This window comes from Sphingomonas sp. ASV193 (assembly GCF_040203355.1).
Taxonomy (GTDB): Bacteria; Pseudomonadota; Alphaproteobacteria; order Sphingomonadales; family Sphingomonadaceae; genus Sphingomicrobium.
The window spans coordinates 648,577-668,717 of the sequence record NZ_JBEHBW010000001.1 but is presented as its reverse complement, the minus strand read 5'-3'; the positions used below and the strand labels follow the sequence as shown (position 1 = coordinate 668,717).

23 protein-coding genes and 1 tRNA gene are annotated in these 20,141 nt (G+C 69.0%); 16 read left to right on the top strand and 8 right to left on the bottom strand.

Annotated features, from left to right (window positions below):
• Nucleotide 1: 1 nt before the first annotated feature.
• The gene (locus ABDK56_RS03365) at nt 2–1,453 is read right to left on the bottom strand and encodes an AMP nucleosidase (RefSeq protein WP_349806695.1); all 1,452 of its coding nucleotides are present in this window, start codon (nt 1,451–1,453) and stop codon (nt 2–4) included.
• 83 nt (nt 1,454–1,536) lie between these two features.
• On the opposite strand from ABDK56_RS03365, the gene ABDK56_RS03360 reads away from it, so the two are divergent.
• The 3 genes from ABDK56_RS03360 to ABDK56_RS03350 are packed head-to-tail and all read left to right on the top strand — an operon-like array spanning nt 1,537 to nt 4,594.
• Nucleotides 1,537–1,977 carry a MarR family winged helix-turn-helix transcriptional regulator gene (locus ABDK56_RS03360; protein ID WP_349806694.1) on the top strand — a complete coding sequence of 147 codons (441 nt, stop codon included), beginning with the start codon at nt 1,537–1,539 and terminating at the stop codon, nt 1,975–1,977.
• Nucleotides 1,974–3,044, top strand: a complete 1,071-nt coding sequence (locus ABDK56_RS03355; RefSeq protein ID WP_349806693.1) for an HlyD family secretion protein — start codon at nt 1,974–1,976, stop codon at nt 3,042–3,044. The genes ABDK56_RS03360 and ABDK56_RS03355 overlap by 4 nt, the downstream gene beginning before the upstream one ends.
• An 11-nt stretch (nt 3,045–3,055) precedes the next feature.
• Nucleotides 3,056–4,594, top strand: a complete 1,539-nt coding sequence (locus ABDK56_RS03350) for a DHA2 family efflux MFS transporter permease subunit (RefSeq protein WP_349806692.1) — start codon at nt 3,056–3,058, stop codon at nt 4,592–4,594.
• Here ABDK56_RS03350 and ABDK56_RS03345 read toward each other — a convergent pair.
• Nucleotides 4,591–5,589, bottom strand: a complete 999-nt coding sequence (locus ABDK56_RS03345; RefSeq protein ID WP_349806691.1) for a cupin-like domain-containing protein — start codon at nt 5,587–5,589, stop codon at nt 4,591–4,593. The two genes, ABDK56_RS03350 and ABDK56_RS03345, sit on opposite strands and share 4 nt — an antisense overlap.
• Nucleotides 5,586–6,860 carry a metal-dependent hydrolase family protein gene (locus tag ABDK56_RS03340; RefSeq protein ID WP_349806690.1) on the bottom strand — a complete coding sequence of 425 codons (1,275 nt, stop codon included), beginning with the start codon at nt 6,858–6,860 and terminating at the stop codon, nt 5,586–5,588. The genes ABDK56_RS03345 and ABDK56_RS03340 overlap by 4 nt, the downstream gene beginning before the upstream one ends.
• A gap of 95 nt (nt 6,861–6,955) precedes the next feature.
• On the opposite strand from ABDK56_RS03340, the gene ABDK56_RS03335 reads away from it, so the two are divergent.
• On the top strand, nt 6,956–7,948 hold the full coding sequence (locus ABDK56_RS03335; protein WP_349806688.1) for an aldo/keto reductase: 993 nt from the start codon (nt 6,956–6,958) through the stop codon (nt 7,946–7,948).
• A 701-nt stretch (nt 7,949–8,649) separates the two neighbouring features.
• Nucleotides 8,650–9,147: a PilZ domain-containing protein gene (locus ABDK56_RS03330; RefSeq protein ID WP_349806687.1), complete on the top strand. Its 498-nt coding sequence runs from the start codon at nt 8,650–8,652 to the stop codon at nt 9,145–9,147.
• A 6-nt stretch (nt 9,148–9,153) separates the two neighbouring features.
• Here ABDK56_RS03330 and ABDK56_RS03325 read toward each other — a convergent pair whose 3' ends face one another.
• The 5 genes from ABDK56_RS03325 to ABDK56_RS03305 form a co-directional block, all read right to left on the bottom strand.
• Nucleotides 9,154–9,702 (bottom strand): hypothetical protein, encoded by a 549-nt coding sequence (locus tag ABDK56_RS03325; protein WP_349806685.1) that lies wholly within the window; start codon nt 9,700–9,702, stop codon nt 9,154–9,156.
• A gap of 127 nt (nt 9,703–9,829) precedes the next feature.
• The gene (rpsI, locus tag ABDK56_RS03320; protein ID WP_349806684.1) at nt 9,830–10,396 is read right to left on the bottom strand and encodes a 30S ribosomal protein S9; all 567 of its coding nucleotides are present in this window, start codon (nt 10,394–10,396) and stop codon (nt 9,830–9,832) included.
• Between the two features lies 1 nt (nt 10,397).
• The gene (gene rplM / locus ABDK56_RS03315; RefSeq protein WP_349806683.1) at nt 10,398–10,877 is read right to left on the bottom strand and encodes a 50S ribosomal protein L13; all 480 of its coding nucleotides are present in this window, start codon (nt 10,875–10,877) and stop codon (nt 10,398–10,400) included.
• 121 nt (nt 10,878–10,998) lie between these two features.
• The gene (cutA, locus tag ABDK56_RS03310) at nt 10,999–11,313 is read right to left on the bottom strand and encodes a divalent-cation tolerance protein CutA (protein WP_349806682.1); all 315 of its coding nucleotides are present in this window, start codon (nt 11,311–11,313) and stop codon (nt 10,999–11,001) included.
• A complete protein-coding gene (locus ABDK56_RS03305) occupies nt 11,310–12,362 on the bottom strand; it encodes a COX15/CtaA family protein (RefSeq protein WP_349806681.1) in 1,053 nt (350 codons plus the stop codon). Before ABDK56_RS03305 ends, cutA begins: the two co-directional genes overlap by 4 nt.
• A gap of 92 nt (nt 12,363–12,454) precedes the next feature.
• Between ABDK56_RS03305 and ABDK56_RS03300 the strand changes: the two genes are divergently transcribed.
• The 11 genes from ABDK56_RS03300 (at nt 12,455) to ABDK56_RS03250 (ending at nt 20,083) form a co-directional block, all read left to right on the top strand.
• Complete coding sequence (locus ABDK56_RS03300; RefSeq protein WP_349806680.1) at nt 12,455–12,826, top strand: MerC domain-containing protein; 372 nt, start codon at nt 12,455–12,457, stop codon at nt 12,824–12,826.
• A gap of 68 nt (nt 12,827–12,894) precedes the next feature.
• Nucleotides 12,895–13,368, top strand: coding sequence for a Fur family transcriptional regulator (locus tag ABDK56_RS03295; protein WP_349806679.1), 474 nt, complete (start codon nt 12,895–12,897; stop codon nt 13,366–13,368).
• A 39-nt stretch (nt 13,369–13,407) separates the two neighbouring features.
• Entirely contained in the window at nt 13,408–15,336 is a 1,929-nt protein-coding gene (gene dxs, locus ABDK56_RS03290) for a 1-deoxy-D-xylulose-5-phosphate synthase (RefSeq protein WP_349806678.1), read from the top strand.
• Between the two features lie 76 nt (nt 15,337–15,412).
• The gene (locus ABDK56_RS03285) at nt 15,413–16,150 is read left to right on the top strand and encodes a TlyA family RNA methyltransferase (RefSeq protein WP_349806676.1); all 738 of its coding nucleotides are present in this window, start codon (nt 15,413–15,415) and stop codon (nt 16,148–16,150) included.
• Nucleotides 16,151–16,687, top strand: coding sequence for a TspO/MBR family protein (locus ABDK56_RS03280; protein ID WP_349806675.1), 537 nt, complete (start codon nt 16,151–16,153; stop codon nt 16,685–16,687).
• Between the two features lie 3 nt (nt 16,688–16,690).
• Nucleotides 16,691–16,969 carry an accessory factor UbiK family protein gene (locus tag ABDK56_RS03275; RefSeq protein ID WP_349806674.1) on the top strand — a complete coding sequence of 93 codons (279 nt, stop codon included), beginning with the start codon at nt 16,691–16,693 and terminating at the stop codon, nt 16,967–16,969.
• A 2-nt stretch (nt 16,970–16,971) separates the two neighbouring features.
• Complete coding sequence (locus tag ABDK56_RS03270; RefSeq protein WP_502959260.1) at nt 16,972–17,478, top strand: type III secretion system chaperone family protein; 507 nt, start codon at nt 16,972–16,974, stop codon at nt 17,476–17,478.
• Complete coding sequence (locus ABDK56_RS03265; protein ID WP_349806671.1) at nt 17,475–18,284, top strand: pyrroline-5-carboxylate reductase family protein; 810 nt, start codon at nt 17,475–17,477, stop codon at nt 18,282–18,284. The genes ABDK56_RS03270 and ABDK56_RS03265 overlap by 4 nt, the downstream gene beginning before the upstream one ends.
• Before the next feature lie 46 nt (nt 18,285–18,330).
• Entirely contained in the window at nt 18,331–19,215 is an 885-nt protein-coding gene (locus tag ABDK56_RS03260; protein WP_349806670.1) for a branched-chain amino acid aminotransferase, read from the top strand.
• A gap of 52 nt (nt 19,216–19,267) precedes the next feature.
• Nucleotides 19,268–19,342 (top strand) — tRNA-Gln (locus ABDK56_RS03255).
• A 105-nt stretch (nt 19,343–19,447) separates the two neighbouring features.
• Entirely contained in the window at nt 19,448–20,083 is a 636-nt protein-coding gene (locus ABDK56_RS03250; protein WP_349806668.1) for a hypothetical protein, read from the top strand.
• Nucleotides 20,084–20,141: the final 58 nt, after the last annotated feature.

Below are 20,141 nucleotides of genomic sequence, written 5' to 3'. Positions count from 1 at the left end.
CCTAGCGCAGCGGCGGCTCGTCGAAGCTCCTGAGCTTGCGCGAATGGAGGCCGTCGCCTTCCTCGCGCAGCAGGTTCAGCGTCTCGATCCCGATCCTCAGGTGCTGGCTGATCGCCCGCTCGTAAAAGGCGTTGGCCTGGCCGGGCAGCTTGATCTCGCCGTGAAGCGGCTTGTCGCTGACGCACAGCAACGTCCCGTAGGGCACGCGAAAGCGATAGCCCTGCGCCGCCACCGTCGCCGATTCCATGTCGATCCCGACCGCCCGGCTCTGGTTGAAACGAAGCGCCGACAGCGTGTAGCGAAGCTCCCAGTTGCGGTCGTCGGTGGTGACGATGGTGCCGGTGCGAAGCCGGGTCTTGAGCTGCTCCTCGGCCTCGCCGGTGACGCTCAGCGCCGCCGCGAACATCGCGGTCTGCACCTCGGCGATCGCCGGGATCGGAATCTCGACCGGAAGCACGTCGTCGAGCACATGATCGTCGCGAAGGTAAGCGTGGGCGAGCACGTAATCGCCGATCGCCTGGCTCGGGCGCAGCCCTCCGCAATGGCCGATCATCAGCCACGCCTCGGGCCGAAGCACCGCGATATGGTCGCAGATCGTCTTGGCGTTCGACGGGCCGACGCCGATGTTGACCAGCGTGATGCCGTCGCCCTCGGGGGTCATCAGGTGATACGCCGGCATCTGGTGCCGCCGCCACACCCCGCCCGCGATCTGCGCCTCGGCATCGTCGAGGTTGCGCTGGTCGTAGACCCCGCCCGGCACCGACAGGCCGGTGAAGCGGCTTGCCTCGTCCTTCAGCGCCTCGACCCCGAACCGCACGAACTCGTCGACGTAGCGGACATAGTTGGTGAACAGCACGTAGCGCTGGAAATGCTGCGAAGGGGTGCCGGTATAGTGGCGCAGCCGCGCGAGGCTGAAGTCGGTGCGCGGCGCGTCGAACAGCGCCAGCGGGCGGACCGGCTCGAGCGCGAGGTCCCACCCGCCGTCCGAGATCTCGTCGCCGATCTCGACCAGCTCGGTCGAGGGAAACCAGCGTCCGACCTCGGCGCTCGCCATCCCGCCCAGCCCGAGATCGGCGCCGTCGAGGACGTAGGGGTAGGGGATCTCGCTCGCCGACGCGCCGACGCTGACCCGCACCGGATAGTCGCGGACGAGATGCTCGAGCTGCTCGGCGAGATAGTGGCGGAACTGCTTCGGCCGGGTGACCGAGGTCGCGTAGATCCCCGGCTGGTTCAGCCGCGCGAACGCCCGCGCCGGGGTCGGCGGGGGGGTGTCGGGATCATATTCGATCCGGAGCTCGGGATAGGCGAAGGCGCCCCCGTCGCGCGCCTTGAGGTCGGGGCGAGTGCCGTCGCGAAGGAACGCCGACAGCGCCTCGCGAAGCCGGTTCGCCGATGCGTCGAAGCGCGCCTCCAGCTCGTCGAGCAGGGCGGGGATCTGGTCCGATGTCGTCATGAGCCGTCCGCTTGGCGGGGAAAGATGACGAGCGCAAGACCCCGGTTGATTTAATAAGCGCGCTTATTATATGGCAACTCGCGATGCGAGAATTGGCCTGGAACATCAGTGAAACCGCGCACGCGCTCCGGCGTTTGTACGGTCGGCGCGCGCAGGAGCATGGCATCACGCGCGCCCAGTGGGGCGTCTTGAAGAACCTCGCTTTGTCGCCGGGCCTCAAGCAGGTCGAACTGGCCGAGCGGCTCGACGTCGAGCCGATCACCTTGTGCCGGATGGTCGACCGGATGGAAGAATCGGGCCTCGTCGCGCGGCAGCGCGACCCGGCGGACCGGCGGGCGTGGCGGCTGGCGCTGACCGACAAGGCGCAGCCGCTGCTCGCCGAATTGCGGGCCATGTCCGAGGGGCTGGCCGAGGCGGCGTTCGACGGGCTGACGGGCGAGGAAGTGACCCAGTTGCAGGCGATGCTCGCGCGGATCCGCGCCAACGTCGCCGGGATTGAAGAAAGCGGACGGAAGAGCGCATGACCAAGATGTCGAAAATCGACGGCGACACCGCGACCGAGGTTCCCCTCGAAGAGGAAAGCGTCGTCGTCGCGCCGAAGCGCCGGATCAACCGAAAGGCGATCATGGCCGCGGTACCGCTGCTGGTGGTCGCGGTCGGCCTCTACATGTGGCTGACCTCGGGCCACACCGTCTCGACCGACAACGCCTACGTCAAGCAGGACATCGTCGGCGTCTCGACCCAGATCAGCGGCCCGGTGGTCAAGGTGTTCGTGCGCGAGAACCAGCTCGTCCACGCCGGCGACCCGCTGTTCCAGATCGACCCCGCGCCGACCCAGGTCAGCCTGCTCAATGCCCAGGCCCAGCTCGCCACGGCCGAGCTCCAGACCCGCCAGCTCAAGACCACCGCCGCGGGCACCGGCGGCGACATCGTCGGCGCGCGCGCCAACCTCGCGATCCAGCAGCAGGCGCTCGCCCGACAGTCGGCGCTCCTGAAGCAGGGGTTCACCACCAAGGCGAGCTACGACGACGCGGTCAACGAGGTCGCCAAGGCGCGCGCCCAGCTCGCCGACGCCCAGGCCGCCGCCGCCAATGCCAGCGCCGCGGTCGCCCCCGACGGGCAGCAGCCGCAGGTCGCGCTCGCCGAGGCGGCGATCGCCAAGGCCCAGCTCGACCTGCGCCACGGGCTCGTCCGCGCCCCGGTCACCGGCTACGTGTCGCAGTCCGAACGGCTGCTTCCCGGCCAGACCGCGATCACCGGGGTCAACCAGCTGTCGATCGTCCGCGACCAGAACGGCTGGGTCGAGGCCAATTTCAAGGAAGGCGACCTCGCCAGGATGGCGGTCGGCCAGCCCGCGATCGTGACCTTCGACGCCTATCCGGGGCTCAAGGTGAAGAGCCATGTCTGCGGCATCGGCTCGGGCACCGGCAGCCAGTTCTCGGTGCTCCCGGCGCAGAACGCCAACGGCAACTGGGTCAAGGTGACCCAGCGCGTGCCGGTCCGCGTGTGCTTCGATTCCGCCCCGGCCCGCAAGATGATCGCGGGGCTGAGCGCCAACGTCGACGTGCGGATCGACGGCAAAGCCGACTGAGGCCGGCGCCGGTGGAACAGTCGCACGTCCTGCCGCCGGGCGAGCGGATGCTCGTCACCGTCGCGGTGATGCTCGCGGTGCTGCTGCAGGTGCTCGACACGACCATCGCCAACGTCGCGCTGCCGCATATGCGCGCCGCGCTCGGCGCGACCCCCGAGAGCATCAACTGGGTGCTGACCAGTTACATCGTCGCCTCGGCGATCGCGATCCCGATCAGCGGCTGGCTGAGCGACCGCGTCGGGCGCAAGCGGCTGCTGATCGTCGCGGTGATCGGCTTCACCTTTTCCAGCTTCCTGTGCGCGATCGCCCAGTCGCTGACCGAGATGGTGCTGTTCCGCGCGCTCCAGGGGATCAGCGGCGCCTTCCTCGTCCCGCTCGCGCAGGCGACCTTGTTCGACATCAACCCCAAGGAAAAGCACGCACAGGCGATGTCGCTGTTCGGCGGCGGGATCATGATCGGGCCGATCCTGGGGCCGGTACTCGGCGGCTGGCTGACCGACAGCTACGACTGGCGCTGGGTGTTCCTCGTCAACGTGCCGGTCGGCGCGATCGCGACGCTGATGCTCATTCGGTACATGCCCGCGGTCGGATCCGCGCGGCGCAAGTTCGACCTGTTCGGCTTCGCGATGCTCGGCCTCGCGCTCGGCTCGCTCCAGCTGCTGCTCGACCGCGGGCAGCAGCTCGACTGGTACGACAGCTGGGAAATCTGGATCGAAACCGGCGTCTGCCTCTCGGCCGCGTGGCTGTTCGTCACCCATACGCTCACTGCGCGCGACCCGCTGTTCGAACGCGGCATGTTCATGGACCGCAACTTCTCGCTCGGGCTGCTGTTCATGTTCGTCACCGGCATCCTGCTGCTCGCCGGGCTCGCGCTGCTGCCGCCGCTGCTCCAGCAGCTCTACGGCTACAGCGTGCTCCAGTCGGGCATCCTCACCAGCCCGCGCGGGGTCGGCACGCTGATCTCGATGCTCGCCGCCGGCCGGCTGGTGGGCAAGGTCGACCAGCGCATCCTCGTCGCCACCGGCATGGCGCTGATGAGCTGGTCGCTGCACATGATGAGCGGCTTCGCGATCGACATGGGCAACCGCCCGATCATCCTGTCGGGGGTCGTCCAGGGGCTCGGCCTCGGCCTGATCTTCGTTCCGATGCAAAGCCTCGCCTTCGCCACGCTCGGCCCGCGGCTGCGCACCCACGCCGCCAGCCTGCTCAACCTGATGCGCAACATCGGCGGCTCGGTCGGGATCAGCGTCGTCACCGCGCTGCTCGCGCGCAATCTCCAGGTCTCGCACGCCGACATGGCCTCGAAGGTCCCCGATGGCGTGCTCCCCTCGGCCAGCTCGGCGGTCGTCGCCCAGCTCGGCATCCCCGGGCAGAGCGTCGTCGCGCTGGTCGATGCCGAGATCAACCGCCAGGCCGCGTTCATCGCCTACATCGACGATTTCTACCTGATGATGTTCGTGACGATGGCGGCCATCCCGCTCGTCCTCCTGCTCCGCAAGCCGGCCCCGCCCAAGCCCGGCGACGCGCCGCAGATGGCGATGGCCGACTAGGACGTCCGCCCGCCCTCGAACCGCGTCAGCTTGTCGATCAGGCTCCGCCGCATCTGGCTCAGCTGCGAATCGCTGTCCGCCGCCAGGATCGCGCGCGCGGCCTCGGGCAGGTGCGCCCCGGCCGGTCCGTCGGTCTGGAACACGTAGCGGTCGAACATCGCCCGCCATGCGCGCCGTTGCTGCGGCGGCAACTGGCGAAGCGCGATCAGCCCCAGCATCATCGCGTCCCACGGCGACCCGCCCGCCGCCGGCGCGTCGTTCCACCAATAGTTGACCAGCATCGCCAGCGACCCGCGCGATTCGACATGGTGATACCAGTGATAGGGGATGTAGATCGCGTCCCCCGGTTCGAGGTCGAAGGTCAGCGCCGAGTCCATCGCCGCCCGGAATCGCGGGAACCGCTCGAAGTCGGGCGCGGTGACGTGCGCCATGCTGACCTGCGCCCCCGCCGGGGTCGGGGCGAACGGCCCCATGTAAAGGTTCGCCACCTGCTCGGGCGCGAACAGCGTGAACCGCCGCCGCCCGGCGACCACGCAGGCGAGGTTCTCGAACGAATCATGGTGCGTCGCGACCTTGGCCGAATTCCCGATCCACGCGCGCGGCGCGACCGCCGGGTCGAGCAGCGGCATCGGGTTCTCGGCCTCGATCCGCGGCATCGCCGCGCGAAGGTCGATCCCCTGCGCCGCGATCGACGGCGGCTCATCGAGCGCCGACACCTCCGCCAGCCGGTCGAGCAGCGCCGCGACCCGGCTCTCGCGCCGCGCGAAGTTCAGCCCGCGCAGCGCGTCGTCGTAATGGAACCGCCCCTCGATCGCCGCCGGCCCCTCGATCACCCCGATCGGCGCCTCGCCCGCCCGCGCGCGCAGATAGTCGCCCAGCGACGCCTCGCCGCGTCGCGCCGCCGCGACCAGCGGCCAGTCGGCGACCAGTCCCTCGAGCAGCACCGGCTCGCCCGCCTCGCGGATCGCGGCGAAGGCTTCGCGGCCCAGCGTCACCGCCGCCGCACCACGCTGCCGCCCTTCATCACGAAGTCGACCTTCTGGGCCGCCGCCGCCGCATCGCGCGCGGGGTCGCCCGGCACCGCGACCAGGTCGGCGAGCAGCCCCGGCGCGATCCGCCCGCGGTCGGTCAGGTGAAGGATCGCCGCATTGCCGCTGGTCGCCGCGCGAAGCACCGCGATCGGCGCCATCCCGCCGCGCTGCATCGCCGCCATCTCGCGCCAGTTCTCGCCGTGGGTGAACACGCCGACGTCGCCGCCCATGCAGATCGGCACCCCGGCCTTCACCGCCAGCCGCAGCGCGCGCCGCCCTTCCTCGACGCTCGCCGGCGCGGGCTCGGCCCCGTTCCACCCCTCGAAATAGCGGGCATAGGCCTCGCTCGCCCCAAGCGTCGGGCAATAGCCGACGTGGCGCTTCGCCATCAGCGCGAACAGCTCGGCGGTCCCGCCATAGCCATGCTCGATCGTGTCTGCCCCCGCCATCACCGCGCGGCGCATCCCCTCGGGCGTCGTCGCGTGGACCGCCACCAGCCGCCCCGCGTCGTGCGCGGCGGCGACCCCGGCGTCGAGCTCGGCCTGGCTCAGCGTCGGTCGGCTCGGCTCACCCTTGCCCCAGTGATAGTCGGCGTAGAATTTCACCAGCCCCGCGCCGCCGCCGACCTGGTCGCGCACCGCGCGCACCGTCTCGTCGACCCCGGCGACTTCCTGCGCGCCCTGCGGCACCGCGACCCCCGGCTCGAACCCCTTCGGCCCATAGGCCCCGCGCGCGACGATCGCGCGGGTCGCGACGATCAGCCGCGGCCCCGCCACGATCCCCTGGTCGATCGCCGCCTTCAGCCCGACGTCGGCGTAGCCCGCCCCCTCGGTGCCGAGGTCGCGCTCGGTGGTGAAACCGGCCTCGAGCGTCCGCCGCGCCGACACCACCGCGCGCGCGGTGCGCAGCGCCAGCGGCTCGTGGAGCACCTGGTCGTCCCACTTCGCCTCGTCGTAGGGGTGGAGGAACAGGTGCGAATGCCCCTCGATCAGCCCGGGCATCAGCGTCTCGCCCGGCAAGTCGATCACGTCCGCCCCCGCCGGCGCACTCAGCCCCGGTCCCGCTGCGACGATCCGCTCGCCGTCGACCAGCACCTGCCAGCCGGGGTGGACCGCGCTCCCGTCGAATACCGCCGCGGGGCGGATCAGCGTCGGGGCGGCGGCAGCCGGGGCGGCAGCGGCGCACCCCAGCAACGCGGCGAGGATCGGGGTGCGAATGGGGGCAGGGCGGCTCATGGCGCAGAGGCTAACCGTCTTGCCTGCACGACGAAAGGCCGCACCCTTTCCCCGCCTTCCGCGTTTCAATTCGCAACGCATCGAAGGAGCTTCCCATGACCGTCGCCACCCGCACCCTCGGCACCAACGGCCCCACCGTCTCGGCGATCGGGCTCGGCTGCATGGGAATGAGCGAATTTTACGGCCACGGCGACGACGCCGAATCGGTCAGGGTCATTCACCAGGCGATCGACGAGGGCGTCTTCTTCCTCGACACCGCCGACATGTACGGCGTCGGCAGGAACGAGGAGCTGGTCGGCAGGGCGATCGCCGACCGCCGCGACAAGGTTTTCCTCGCCACCAAGTTCGGCAACGTCCGCGGCCCCAACGGCGAGTTCCAGGGCGTCAAGGGCGACCCCGCCTACGTCCGCTCGGCGTGCGAGGCCAGCCTGAAGCGGCTCGGGGTCGACACCATCGACCTCTACTACCAGCACCGGGTCGACCCCAAGACCCCGATCGAGGACACGGTCGGCGAAATGGCCCGGCTGAAGGAGGAGGGGAAAGTCCGCTTCCTCGGCCTGTCGGAAGCCGCGCCGCAGACGATCCGCAAGGCGCACGCCGTCCACCCGATCACCGCGCTCCAGACCGAGCTGTCGCTGTGGAGCCGCGATGCCGAGGAAGAGATTTTGCCGACGGTGCGCGAACTCGGCATCGGCTTCGTCGCTTACTCGCCGCTCGGGCGCGGCTTCCTCACCGGCCAGTTCAAGTCGCCCGACGATTTCCCCGACGGCGACTATCGCCAGCACCACCCGCGCTTCTCGGGCGAGAATTTTCAGAAGAACCTCAAGCTGGTCGAGCGGGTCGAACAGCTCGCCGCCGACAAGGGCGTCACCGCCGCCCAGCTCGCGCTCGCCTGGGTGCTCGCGCAAGGGCAGGACATCGTTCCCATCCCCGGCACCAAGCACGCGAAGTATCTCGCCCAGAACATCGGCGCGCTCGACGTCCGGCTGACCGCGGACGAACTGGCCGAACTCGACCGCATCCTCCCCCCCGGCGCCGCCAGCGGCGACCGCTACCAGCCCCAGGCGATGGCGGCGCTGAACCGATAGGGCGCGACGTCCGCTTTTGACCCATTGCGGACCCTAGCTAACGCGCAGCTCTAACGGACGTGAGGGGCGACTTTGAACAACCTCGCCAGCTGCGCTTCACCATCCCAGCCAGAAGGCTTCTCAGCCTCGCGTCCATTCCATATTGGCCGACTTCCCCACCGCGCTCGATAGGCACGCAGCGACGCCAAAACGGTGCCCTTCGCGGCCGCGGAAGCGGAGGGAACATCGTCGAATCCTGGCTCCCAATAGCAACATGGACAGATAGTCATGCCCACCAACCCGCCACGTTCATCGTAGGCAGATTCATAGGCGTAGTCAGGGAAGCCGCAAGCTGGACAAAGGAGCCGTCCGTCGGCGTCGATAATATTGAACTGATGAGCGTCTATCACGAACCGAAACTAACTCAGCGAATGGCAGCTTTCCACCCAAAGCTGACGATCCTCATTTTGCGCTGTCCTATTGCCGGCATCCTGTGAGAGATTGCGCGCGGCTCTTTGCATCCGGTTGGATTCGCGGCCGCCGTTCGGACGCCGCGCCGGCCCCGCCGCGAGAATCTGCCACCACCGCCCTCGCTTAAGGTCACGAAAATGTCCGGGGTGACGCTGGCTTTAGCGACGTTAAGAGGGTCGCCCCGTCGGTAACCATTTCACAAGCTGTCGGGCGCATATCCTTCCCCCCGACTAGCGAGGGAAGGGCAGGGCATGGGCAGCGTCACCGTCTTCGAACGGGCGCGCGAGAGCGTCGCGGACAGCCTCGCCCGGCGCGGACACCATATCGTCTACCGCACCAACAGCGACAACCGCTGCCCCGGCTGCGGCCGCGCCAACTGGTACATCGGCCGGGTGAGCGCCGAGTGCGGCTTCTGCGGCACCGCCGTCCCGCTCGCCGAGGCGCGCACCGATGGCGAGGCCGCGCGAGCGACCGTCACCGCCGCCGACCAGCGCCGCCACAAGCGGCTTCCGACCGGCAAGCGCCACCTCCACCTGCTGGTCGACGGCACCCCCGCCAGCTTCGCCATGCACAACATCTCCGCCGGCGGCGCGATGGGCGGCAGCGAGGCGCACCTCGCCGTCGGCGCGACCGTCGAGGTCCGCTTCGAAGGCGGCATCCTCATCCCCGCCACGGTCCGCTGGGCCGAGGACGGCCTCGTCGGCCTCGAATTCGGCGCCCCGATCAAGCTCGACGCGCGCAGGCAGTAGAGAAGGTTAGGCCGCCGGGCGCTGGCCAATCTCGCGCTCGAACGCGATCACCCTGTCGACGCCTTCCTCGGCGTGGATCTTCAGCTTGGTGAGGAAACCCATCATCGCCTGCGTCGACCGCGCGATCTCGACCTGCAATTCGGCTTCGCTCAACCCCGGCTGGTTCTGGATGATGTTCTTCGCGGTCAGCTTTGTCGCCCCGTCGCCGATCGGCTCGAGCGTATAGGCTTCGAACGACTGGATGCGCTTGCCGACCGGCGGCACGATCCGGGCGAAATAGGCGTAGGCCTCGCCCGGGATCGCGGTTTCGACCTGGAACAGGAAGTTGAGGTTCGGCGCTCGGTCAGACCAGGCGCGGAACTCGTCAGGGCTGCTTCCGATCTGCTTCACCGGATTGCCCCGCGCCTTCATGTGATGACGCTCGTCCGCGAAATCGAGCAGCGGATAGATGGCGGCGGGGTCGCGCTCGATTCGGATCGAGGTCTTGATCTCGATCGGCGCCTCCGGGTCGAGCCCGGGCGGATCGGCGGGTTTCTTCTTGAACAGGCCCAGCATGCTCGCCTCCTTGATGCTCATGATTGCGCTCAGACGGGTTTCCGTTACGTTACCGCTTCGCGCGGTCGCCGATACAAAAAGGGCGGCCCCAGCGGGACCGCCCTTCGTTGTTCGATCGTCGAACCGCTTAGCGCTTCGAGAACTGGAAGCTGCGGCGGGCCTTGGCCTTGCCGTACTTCTTGCGCTCGACCACGCGGCTGTCGCGGGTCAGGAAGCCCTCGCGCTTGACCGCGGTGCGGAGCACCGGCTCGTAGCGGCTGAGCGCCTGCGCGATGCCGTGCTTGACCGCGCCGGCCTGGCCGCTGAGTCCGCCGCCCTTGACGGTGGCGATGACGTCATACTGGCCGCTGCGCTCGGTCACGTCGAACGGCTGGTTGATCACCAGGCGAAGCGTCGGACGCGCGAAATAGACGGTCTGGTCGCGGCCGTTGACCTCGATCTTGCCACTGCCGGGCTTCAGCCAGACGCGGGCGACCGCGTCCTTGCGGCGGCCGGTGGCATAGGCGCGGCCATGCTTGTCGAGCTGCTGCTCGCGAAGCGGGGTCTCGGGCTGGGTCGCGACCGGCGCCGCCGGGGCTTCGTCAGCCGCGGCCGGGGTCTCGGCCGGGGCCGCGGCCTCGGTCTTCGCCGGGGCGGGGGCCGGGGCCTGGTTGGTCAGGTCGCCGAGATCGGCGAGGCTCTTCTTGTCGGCCATGTTATGCGCCCACCTTGTTCTTGCGGTTCATGCCAGCGACGTCGAGCACTTCGGGGCTCTGCCCGCCGTGCGGATGGTCGGTGCCGTTGTAGAGGTGCAGGGCCCGCATCTGGTCGCGGCCCAGCGGCCCGCGCGGGATCATCCGCTCGACCGCCTTTTCGAGCACGCGCTCGGGGAAGCGACCCTCGAGCACCTTGCCCGCGGTCGTTTCCTTGAGCCCGCCGGCATAGCCGGTGTGCTTGTAGTAGATCTTCTGCTTCAGCTTGTTGCCGGTGAAGCGCACCTTGTCGGCATTGATCACGACGACATGGTCGCCGCAATCGACGTGCGGGGTGAAGCTCGGCTTGTGCTTGCCGCGCAGAATGTTGGCGATGATCGTCGCCACGCGCCCGACGACGAGCCCTTCGGCGTCGATCAGGTGCCACTTCTTCTCCACCTCGGCCGGCTTGGCCGACTTGGTGGTCTTCATCAGCGCCTTCATGGCCTGACCCTTTCCAAAAATGCGAGAAGCGCGAAGCCTCAGCCCCGCGCCGTCGCCGGGCTATTCGCGGGAAAGGGGCGAGAAGTCAAGCAAAAGCAGGTGTTTCGCGGCGGGTAAAATATTACCCGACGCTGCTTTCGATCCATTCGCGATAGTCGTCGGGGGCGCGCTCGATCGGCCAGACCGCGAGCGCGGGGAGCGAATAGCTGTGCTGTTCGCGGATCCGCGCCATCAGCGCATCGGCGCGGGCGAGCGTCGTCTTGAACAAAGCGGGGACTTCGTTCGCGCTCTCGACCGCGCCTTCCCACCGATAGAAGCTGCGGCACGGCTGAAGGATGTTGACGCAGGCGGCGAGCCCGTCCTCGACCGCGCCGCGCCCGATCCGCTGTGCCTCGGCGAGGTCGGCGAATACCGCGAACAGGGTGCAGGCGCTCATGCGCGCCGCGCCTCGCCCAGCGAATGCGCGCCCCACACCGTCGCGGCGAGCAGCAACGCCCCGACCGCCTGGTGCGCGACCGCAAGGGGGAGGGCGATCCCGCTCATCACCGTCGCGATGCCGAGCAGGATCTGGGTGCCGAAGGCGATGTGGATCGCGCGCGTCGCCTTGCGGTCGACCGGCTTCACCCGCCGCGCGAACAGGACCAGCGCGATCACCACGCCCCACGCCCACCAGCGATGGACGAAGTGAAGCAGGAAGGGATCGTGGGTCAGCGCCCACAGCGTTCCGTGCGACCAGTCGATCCCGTCGGGCAAGAAGCGGTCGTTCATCAGCGGCCACGTGTTGGCGACATAGCCCGCGCGGAACCCCGCGACCCAGGCGCCGAGCATCAGCTGGACCGCGAGCAGCGCCAGCGTGATCGCCGCGGGGGCGGTCATCCGCGCCTTTTTCGCCGCCGGGTCGCGCGCGAGCGCGCGAAGGTCGAGCGCGGTCCAAAGCAGGGCGGAGAAGAGGAAAAGCGCCATCAGCAGGTGCGCCGACAGGCGATAGGGGCTGACCTCGGTCGCGCTTCCTTCGAGCCCCGAGACGACCATGAACCAGCCGATCGCGCCCTGCAGCCCGCCGAGGATGAACAGTCCGACCAGCCGCGCGGTATAGCCCTGCGGGATCGCGCGCTTCACGAACGCCCAGGCGAGCCCGACGAAGAATACCAGCCCGAGCAGCCGCCCGAGCAGCCGGTGCACCCACTCCCAGAAGAAGATGAACTGGAATTGCCCGAGCGTCATCCCCGCCGGGCCGCTGACCTGCCGATATTGCGGGGTCTGGCGGTAAAGCGCGAACGCGTGGTCCCACTGCGCCGCGGTGATCGGCGGGATCGTGCCCGAGATCGGCTTCCACTCGGTGATGCTCAGCCCGCTTTCGGTCAGCCGGGTGATCCCGCCGACGACGACCATCGCGAAAACCATCGCGACGCACAGCAGCAGCCAGTTCGACAGGGCGCGGGCCCGGGGAGCATCGGCACGCGGATTGGCAACGCGTTCAATCATTGCGCGCGCCTATGGCGGGTCGGACACGGATTGCCAAGAATCGATGCGGCGAGCCGCGATGTGATGTTGTAACTTCGCCTCCGCAGGCCTATGTGGCGGTCGTGCTGGCGATTTCCACATCCCGGATCGACCGCTGGGCCGTTGGCCTGTCGGGGCTATGCCTCGTGCATTGCCTTGGCACCGCGATCCTGTTCGCGCTGGTCGCGACGACCGGCGGGCTGCTAGGCAAGCCGGTCATCCACGAGGTCGGGCTGGCGTTCGCGATGCTGCTCGGGACGATCGCCTTGGGGCGCGGGATCGTCGAGCACGGCTATTCGATGCCGAGCATGGTCGGCGCGTTCGGGCTCGGGGTGATGGCCGGGGCGCTGAGCCTCCCCGAGGGCGGGATGGAGCCGGTCTATACCGTGCTCGGGGTGTCGATCCTGGCGCTCGGACACCGCTTAAACCATCTCGCCGCAGAATAGGCGGAACCCTGCCGCAATCGCCGCCGGCGCGGCTTGTGAGGCGCTGAAAACAGGCTTATCTGCCGCGCATGGGCGTACATCAGCAACACGACGAGCATCACCACGGGCACAAGGGGTCGTCGCTCCACGACGCGGCCGCCGCGCGAATGTCGGAGGAAGGCGAACAGTGGACCGGGATGCGCTCGGCGGTGTTCGACGCGCTGGCCGGGTTCGACAAGCCGGCGAGCGCTTACGATATCGCCGAGAAGGTCAGCGCCCAGCTCGGTCGCCGAGTCGCCGCGAACAGCGTCTACCGGATCCTCGACCTGTTCGTGACGACCAACCTGGCGATGCGCGTAGAGAGCGCCAACGCCTATGTCGCCAACAGCCACCCGGGCTGCCTCCACGACTGCATCTTCCTGATCTGCGACAATTGCGGCAACGCCCGCCATCTCGACGACGACCGGCTTTCGGGCGGGGTGCGCGAGGCCGCCGCCGCGGCGGGGTTCGAGGCGATCCGCCCGGTAATCGAGGTTCGCGGGCGGTGCGAGGACTGCGCCTGAGGCTGGCGCAAACGCCGAACGCGGCGTAGGACGGGCGCCATGAGTGAACGTCCCGCTACCCCGCTGCTCGACACGGTCCATTATCCCTCCGACATCCGCAAGCTCGACAAGAGCCAGCTCAAGCAATTGTGCGACGAGCTTCGTGCCGAGACGATCAGCGCGGTGTCGACCTCGGGCGGGCACCTCGGCTCGGGGCTTGGCGTGGTCGAGCTCACGGTCGCGATCCATTATGTGTTCGATACGCCGAACGACCGGCTGATCTGGGACGTCGGGCACCAATGTTACCCGCACAAAATCGTCACCGGGCGGCGGAGCCGGATCCGCACCATACGGCAGGGCGGGGGGCTGTCGGGGTTCACCAAGCGCGCGGAAAGCGAATATGACCCGTTCGGCGCGGCGCACAGTTCGACCTCGATCTCGGCCGCGCTCGGCTTCGCCATCGCCAACAAGCTCAGGGACCGGCCGGGCCGCGCGATCGCGGTGATCGGCGACGGCTCGATGAGCGCGGGCATGGCCTATGAGGCGATGAACAATGCCGAGGCCGCGGGCAACCGGCTGATCGTCATCCTCAACGACAACGACATGTCGATCGCGCCGCCGGTCGGGGGGCTGCGCAACTCGCTCGCGCGGCTGGTCAGCTCGAACAAATATCTCGCCCCGCGGCAGATCGCGGCGAAGGTCGCCTCGCGCATGCCCGAACCGTTGCAGAAGATCGCGCACCGCGCCGAGGAGCATCTGCGCGGCTGGGTGACCGGCGGGACGCTGTTCGAGGAACTGGGCTTCTATTACGTCGGCCCGGTCGACGGGCATAATATCGACGCGCTGGTCGAGGTGCTCGAAAATGTCCGCGACGCGGGCAAGGGGCCGATGCTGGTCCACGCGGTGACTCAGAAGGGCAAGGGCTATGGCCCGGCCGAAAACAGCGCCGACAAATATCACGGCGTGGTCAAGTTCGACGTCGTCAGCGGCAAGCAGGACAAGGGCCCCGGCGGCGGGCCGCCCGCCTACACCGCCGTCTTCGCCGACGCGCTGAAAGCCGAGATGACGCGCGATCCCGACGTCGTCGCGATCACCGCGGCGATGCCATCGGGCACCGGGCTCGACAAGGTCGAGGCGGCGTTCCCGACCCGCATGTTCGATGTCGGCATCGCCGAGCAGCACGCGGTGACTTTCGCGGCGGGGCTGGCGGCGCAGGGGATGCGGCCGTTCTGCGCGATCTACTCGACCTTCCTCCAGCGCGCCTACGACCAGGTGGTCCACGACGTCGCGATCCAGAATCTGCCGGTGCGCTTCGCGATGGACCGGGCCGGGCTGGTCGGGGCGGACGGCTGCACCCATGCGGGCAGCTTCGATCTCGCCTACCTTTGCACGCTGCCCAACCTGGTGGTGATGGCGGCGGCGGACGAGGTCGAGCTGACCAACATGGTCCACACCATGGCGCTGTACGACGACGGGCCGATCGCGGTGCGCTATCCGCGCGGCAACGGGCGTGGGCTGACCATTCCGGCGACCCCGCAGCGGCTCGAGATCGGCAAGGGGCGGGTCGTGCGCGAAGGCAAGACCGTCGCGATCCTCTCGCTCGGCACCCGGCTCGAGGAAGCCGAAAAGGCGGCCGAACTGCTCGAGGCCAAGGGGCTGTCGACCACCGTCGCCGACCTGCGCTTCGCCAAGCCGCTCGACGAGGCGCTGATCCGCCGGCTGCTGACAACCCACGAGGTCGCGGTGACGATCGAGGAGGCCGCGGTCGGGGGACTTGGCGCGCACGTGTTGACGCTGGCGAGCGACGAAGGGCTAACCGACGCGGGCCTCAAGATCCGCACGATGCGGCTGCCCGACACTTTCCAGGACCAGGATTCGCCGACGAAGCAGTATGACGAGGCGGGGCTCAACGCGCCGCACATCGTCGAGACGGTGCTCAAGGCGCTTCGCCGCAACGACCTCGCCGCCGACGCCGGGGCGATCGCCTGAACTCCGGGCTGGTCGAGCTGCTGCTGATGTTCGGGCTCGCGCTCGCGTTCGGCGTCTGGGAAATCCGGCGGACCAAGTGACGAGGGTGAGGGCCGACCAGCTGCTCGTCGCGCGGGGGCTGGCCGAGAGCCGGTCGCGCGCGCAGGCGCTGATCATGGCGGGCAAGCTGTTCGTCGGCGACCGGCGCGTCGCCAAGGCGGGGGACCTGATCGCCGAGGACGCCGAGCTGTCGCTCAAGGGCAAGGACCATCCGTGGGTCTCGCGCGGGGGGATCAAGCTCGATCACGGGCTGGCGCATTTCGGGTTCGACGTGACCGGCGCGGTGGCGCTCGACGTCGGCAGTTCGACCGGGGGCTTTACCGACGTGCTGCTGACCCGCGGCGCGGCACGGGTCTATGCGATCGACGTCGGCACCAACCAGCTCGCGTGGCGGCTCCGGCAGGACGAGCGCGTCGTCGTCCACGAGCAGACCAATGCCCGCGACCTGACCCGCGAGATCGTCCCCGAGCCGGTCGACGTCGTCGTGTGCGACGCCAGCTTCATTGCGCTCCACAAGGTGCTCGACGCCGCGCTCGACCTCGCGCGGCCGGGGGCGCGGCTGGTGGCGCTGGTCAAGCCGCAGTTCGAGGCGGGGCGCGCCGAGGTCGGCAAGGGCGGGGTGGTGCGCGATCCGGCGATCCACGCGCGCGTGTGCGGCGAGGCGGCGGCATGGGTCGAATCGAAGGGCTGGCGCGTAATAGGCGTCGAACGAAGCCCGATCACGGGCCCCGAAGGCAATGTCGAGTTCCTGCTCGGCGCGCAAAAGGAGGATTGAATGGCGACGATCGCCCCGCGCAGCGACCGCGGCATCTGGAAAAAGGCGCTGGTCACCGTCCCGGCGCTGGTCGTCGCCGGCAGCCTGTTCGCGTTCGTCGCGCGCTCGGGCTTCGACAACCCGTGGTACGCGGCGCTGAAAATGCCCTCGTTCCAACCGCCGGGCTGGGTGTTCGGAGCAGTGTGGACGACGCTCTACACGTTGATGGGGCTGTCGCTGGCGAGCCTGCTCAATGAGCCAAGTTCGAAGCAGCGCACCACCGCGCTGGCGCTGTTCGGCGTGCAAATGCTGCTCAACCTCGCCTGGTCGCCGGTGTTCTTCAGCGGCCATTACATCGACGCCGCCTTCCTCATCATCCTGGCGATGGACGTGCTGGTGACGATGACGATCGTCGCGGCGTATAAGGTTCGCCCACTGGCGGGCGCGCTGCTTCTTCCCTATCTGGCGTGGTTGTGCCTGGCGACCGCGCTCAATCACGAGACGGGGCGCCTCAATCCGGGCGCCGACGCGGCGCCGCTGGGGCTGACGAAGGGATAGGATATGCAGTCGCAGAACAAGCTGTTCGACGATCTGGTCAAGGTAATGAACGGGGTCGCGGGGACCGTCGCCGGCGCGGGCCGCGAGGCCGAGGGCGCGATGCGCGAGCGGATGCAGTCCTGGATCGGCGGGATGGACTTCGTCTCGCGCGACGAGTTCGAGGCGGTCAAGGCGATGGCCGCCGCCGCCCGCGACGAGAACGAGGCGCTGAGGAAGCGGCTCGACGCGCTTGAGGCGGCGCCGAAGCCCAAGGCGATGCCGAAGGCCAACCCGGGAGCCTGACCCTGACCGAGACAGTGCAAGGCGACGAGGAGCGCGACGACGGCGCGCCGATCGACGTGCTCGAACAATATTTCGAGGCGCGCGGCTGGGCCAGCGAGCGCGCCGGCGACGGCGAGATCATTGCCTCGGCGGGCGGGAGCTGGGCGCAGTACGAGCTGCGCGGCGTGTGGCGGCCCGACGACCAGGTGCTGCAGTTCCTCGCCTTTCCCGACATCAAGGTCGCGACCGACAAGCGCGCCGCAATCTACGAATCGCTCGGGCTCATCAACGAGCAGCTGTGGCTCGGTCATTTCGAGCTGTGGTCGAGCAGCGGGCTGGTGGTGTTCCGCCACGCCACGCTGGTCGGCGAGAACGACACGCTCGGCTTCGAGCAGGCCGAGGCGATCGCCGAGGCGGCGATCGAGGAGTGCGAGCGCTTCTACCCGGTGTTCCAGTTCGTGCTGTGGGGCGGCAAGTCGCCGTCCGAGGCGATCTCGGCGGCGCTGATCGACACGGTCGGCGAGGCGTGAGCGCGGCGTTTCCCGCGCCGGCGTGGCTGGTCGGCTGCGGCAACATGGCCGGGGCGATGGTCGCGGGCTGGCGCGCGGCGGGGATCGACCTTGGCGGCGTGACCGCGATCCGCCCGAGCGGGGCGCCGGTCGAGGGGCTTCGCGTGGTCACCGACCTGCCCGACGAGCGCCCGCGCTTCGTGATGCTGGGCATGAAGCCGCAGAAGCTCGACGAGGTCGCGCCCGCGCTGGCGCCGCATATCGGCGAGGACACGATCCTCGTCTCGATGCTTGCCGGGACCGGCGCCGCGAGTCTTGCCGCGCGGTTTCCGGCGGCGCGGAGCATCGTGAGGGTGATGCCCAACCTGCCGGTCGCCAGCCGCAACGGGGTCACCGCCATCTATTCGGACACGACGCGCAGCGGCGACCGCGCGACGGTCGACGCGCTGATGGGCGCGCTGGGGCTGGTCGTGCGCTGCGAGGACGAGGCGATGTTCGCCGCGATCGGCGCGGTCGCGGGGTCGGGTCCGGCCTATGTCGCGCGCTTCGTCGACGCGCTGGCGACGGGCGGGGAAGGGCTTGGGCTCGAACCGCACGTCGCGACCGCGGTGGCGGCGGCGACGCTGATCGGCACCGCCGCGATGGCCGCGACCGGCGAGCCGATGGCCGACATCGCGCGGCGAGTCGCAAGCCCGCGCGGGACGACCGAGCAGGGACTGGCGGTGCTCGACGCGCCGGGCGGGCTCGGCCCGCTGGTCGAGCGGATGCTCGCCGCCGCGATCGCGCGGGGCGAGCAACTGGCCAAGGACGCCGCCGCCGCCGGTTGACCCCCCCGGGCGCAGTCCCTAGGCCGCGCGGGCAAAGGGAGACGACATGGCGCAGACCTTCGACGATCGCGACGGCTGGATCTGGATGGACGGCAAGCTCGTTCCTTGGCGCGAGGCCGAGGTCCATGTGCTGACCCACGCGCTCCATTACGCCAGCAGCGTGTTCGAAGGGCAGCGCGCCTATGGCGGCACGATTTTCCGGCTGACCGACCACAGCACGCGGCTGCGGCGGAGCGCCGAGTTGCTGGGCTTCGACATTCCCTACAGCGTCGCCGAAATCGACGCGGCGTGCCAGGAAGTGCTTCGCGCCAACGACATGACCGACGCCTACATGCGCCCGGTCGCGTGGCGCGGGTCCGAATCGATGGGGGTCAACCCGGGCGGGACCGCGCCGCACCTCGCCATCGCCTGCTGGCACTGGGGCAAATATTTCGACGAGGAAAAGGCGGCCAGGGGCATCCGGCTCGACATCGCGCCGTGGCGGCGGCCCGCGCCCTACACCGCGCCGGTCCAGTCGAAGGCGGCGGGGCTGTACATGATCGCCTCGCTGTCGAAGCAGCATGCCGACGCGCGCGGTTTCGACGACGCGCTGATGTTCGACTGGCGCGGGCAAGTGGCCGAGGCGACCGGCGCGAACGCCTTTTTCGTGCGTGACGGCAAGCTCGTGACGCCGACCCCCGACTGCTTCCTCGACGGGATCACCCGGCGGACGGTGATGGACCTTGCCCGCAAGCGCGGGATCGAAGTCGAGGAACGGACGATCTGGCCCGAGGAGCTCGAAGGCTTCGAGCAGATGTTCCTCACCGGCTCGGCCGCCGAGGTCACGCTGGTGCAGTCGGCGGGGCCGTGGAACTTCGAGGTCGGCGAATTGTCGCGCCAGTTGCAGCGCGATTACGACGACCTGGTCAACGGGCGGCTCATCAACGCCTAGGGCCTAGGCAGGCGCGGCGGGACCGCTATAAGCCGCCGCTCGCGAGAGCTGCTGGGGCGTCGCCAAGCGGTAAGGCACCGGTTTTTGGTACCGGCATTCGCAGGTTCGAATCCTGCCGCCCCAGCCAGTCGCGGCGCGTTCGACGAACCTGCGCAATCATCGGCTCTGGATTCGAAGCCGAAGGCGATCGCTTGAGCGTGACGGTCGCCGGCCGCTCCTTTAGACCGAGACGATGAGCGCTCGAATCAAGCCGTGGCGGTTGACTGCGGGAATCCTGCTTCACTTCGTGATCCCGGCCTATTGCCTGTGGATCGGGGTCGCGCTGCTTCGACTCTGGAGCCGGGGGGCGACCGACGAGGCGCTGGCCGTCACCATCGTGCGCGACAGCCTCTGGTTCCTGGCAGTCTACGGACTGTCGGCGATCGTCGTCACCGCCTTTGTTCGCGCCATCGAGCCGATGCTGGCGATCCGACGCGCGAATCGCGGGCGCACCGCGCCGCCGTCGGCCGCCGAGCAATCGGGCGCACGCCTCGACCAGGCGCTGGCGATGGCACGGCGATGGACCGGCGTTCCGCCGCTGGTCGATCTCGTCGCCCGGCTCGAGGCCGACGAGTGGGACCATCGCGATCCGCGAACGCAAGGGCTCACCGCAGACCTGCTGAAAGTGATCACGGCGTTCGAAAAACCGCTCGTTTCGCCGAAAATCGATGCCGGCCTGGCCGACCTGGCGGCGAGCGCGCTGCGCCGGATCCACGAAACCGCCCAACTGATCGCGCAGGAGCGGCGCGACCTTGATGCCGACGATGCCCGCACGCTCGCGCGATACATCGAGCTTCGTTACCCGACCTCCGATTTGGCTGGAGGTTAGCCGGGCAAAGGCGTAATATTCGCGTCCCGCCCGTTCCAGGCGCGGGGCAGTTGGGGGT

Excerpts from the sequence above, each read along its gene's own strand:
- ABDK56_RS03365 (WP_349806695.1), bottom strand. The coding sequence starts at position 1,453 with ATGACGACATCGGACCAGATCCCCGCCCTGCTCGACGAGCTGGAGGCG.
- ABDK56_RS03360 (WP_349806694.1), top strand. The coding sequence starts at position 1,537 with ATGCGAGAATTGGCCTGGAACATCAGTGAAACCGCGCACGCGCTCCGG.
- ABDK56_RS03355 (WP_349806693.1), top strand. The coding sequence starts at position 1,974 with ATGACCAAGATGTCGAAAATCGACGGCGACACCGCGACCGAGGTTCCC.
- ABDK56_RS03340 (WP_349806690.1), bottom strand. The coding sequence starts at position 6,860 with ATGAGCCGCCCTGCCCCCATTCGCACCCCGATCCTCGCCGCGTTGCTG.
- ABDK56_RS03335 (WP_349806688.1), top strand. The coding sequence starts at position 6,956 with ATGACCGTCGCCACCCGCACCCTCGGCACCAACGGCCCCACCGTCTCG.
- ABDK56_RS03330 (WP_349806687.1), top strand. The coding sequence starts at position 8,650 with ATGGGCAGCGTCACCGTCTTCGAACGGGCGCGCGAGAGCGTCGCGGAC.
- ABDK56_RS03325 (WP_349806685.1), bottom strand. The coding sequence starts at position 9,702 with ATGCTGGGCCTGTTCAAGAAGAAACCCGCCGATCCGCCCGGGCTCGAC.
- rpsI (WP_349806684.1), bottom strand. The coding sequence starts at position 10,396 with ATGGCCGACAAGAAGAGCCTCGCCGATCTCGGCGACCTGACCAACCAG.
- rplM (WP_349806683.1), bottom strand. The coding sequence starts at position 10,877 with ATGAAGGCGCTGATGAAGACCACCAAGTCGGCCAAGCCGGCCGAGGTG.
- cutA (WP_349806682.1), bottom strand. The coding sequence starts at position 11,313 with ATGAGCGCCTGCACCCTGTTCGCGGTATTCGCCGACCTCGCCGAGGCA.
- ABDK56_RS03305 (WP_349806681.1), bottom strand. The coding sequence starts at position 12,362 with ATGATTGAACGCGTTGCCAATCCGCGTGCCGATGCTCCCCGGGCCCGC.
- ABDK56_RS03295 (WP_349806679.1), top strand. The coding sequence starts at position 12,895 with ATGGGCGTACATCAGCAACACGACGAGCATCACCACGGGCACAAGGGG.
- dxs (WP_349806678.1), top strand. The coding sequence starts at position 13,408 with ATGAGTGAACGTCCCGCTACCCCGCTGCTCGACACGGTCCATTATCCC.
- ABDK56_RS03280 (WP_349806675.1), top strand. The coding sequence starts at position 16,151 with ATGGCGACGATCGCCCCGCGCAGCGACCGCGGCATCTGGAAAAAGGCG.
- ABDK56_RS03275 (WP_349806674.1), top strand. The coding sequence starts at position 16,691 with ATGCAGTCGCAGAACAAGCTGTTCGACGATCTGGTCAAGGTAATGAAC.
- ABDK56_RS03260 (WP_349806670.1), top strand. The coding sequence starts at position 18,331 with ATGGCGCAGACCTTCGACGATCGCGACGGCTGGATCTGGATGGACGGC.
- ABDK56_RS03250 (WP_349806668.1), top strand. The coding sequence starts at position 19,448 with ATGAGCGCTCGAATCAAGCCGTGGCGGTTGACTGCGGGAATCCTGCTT.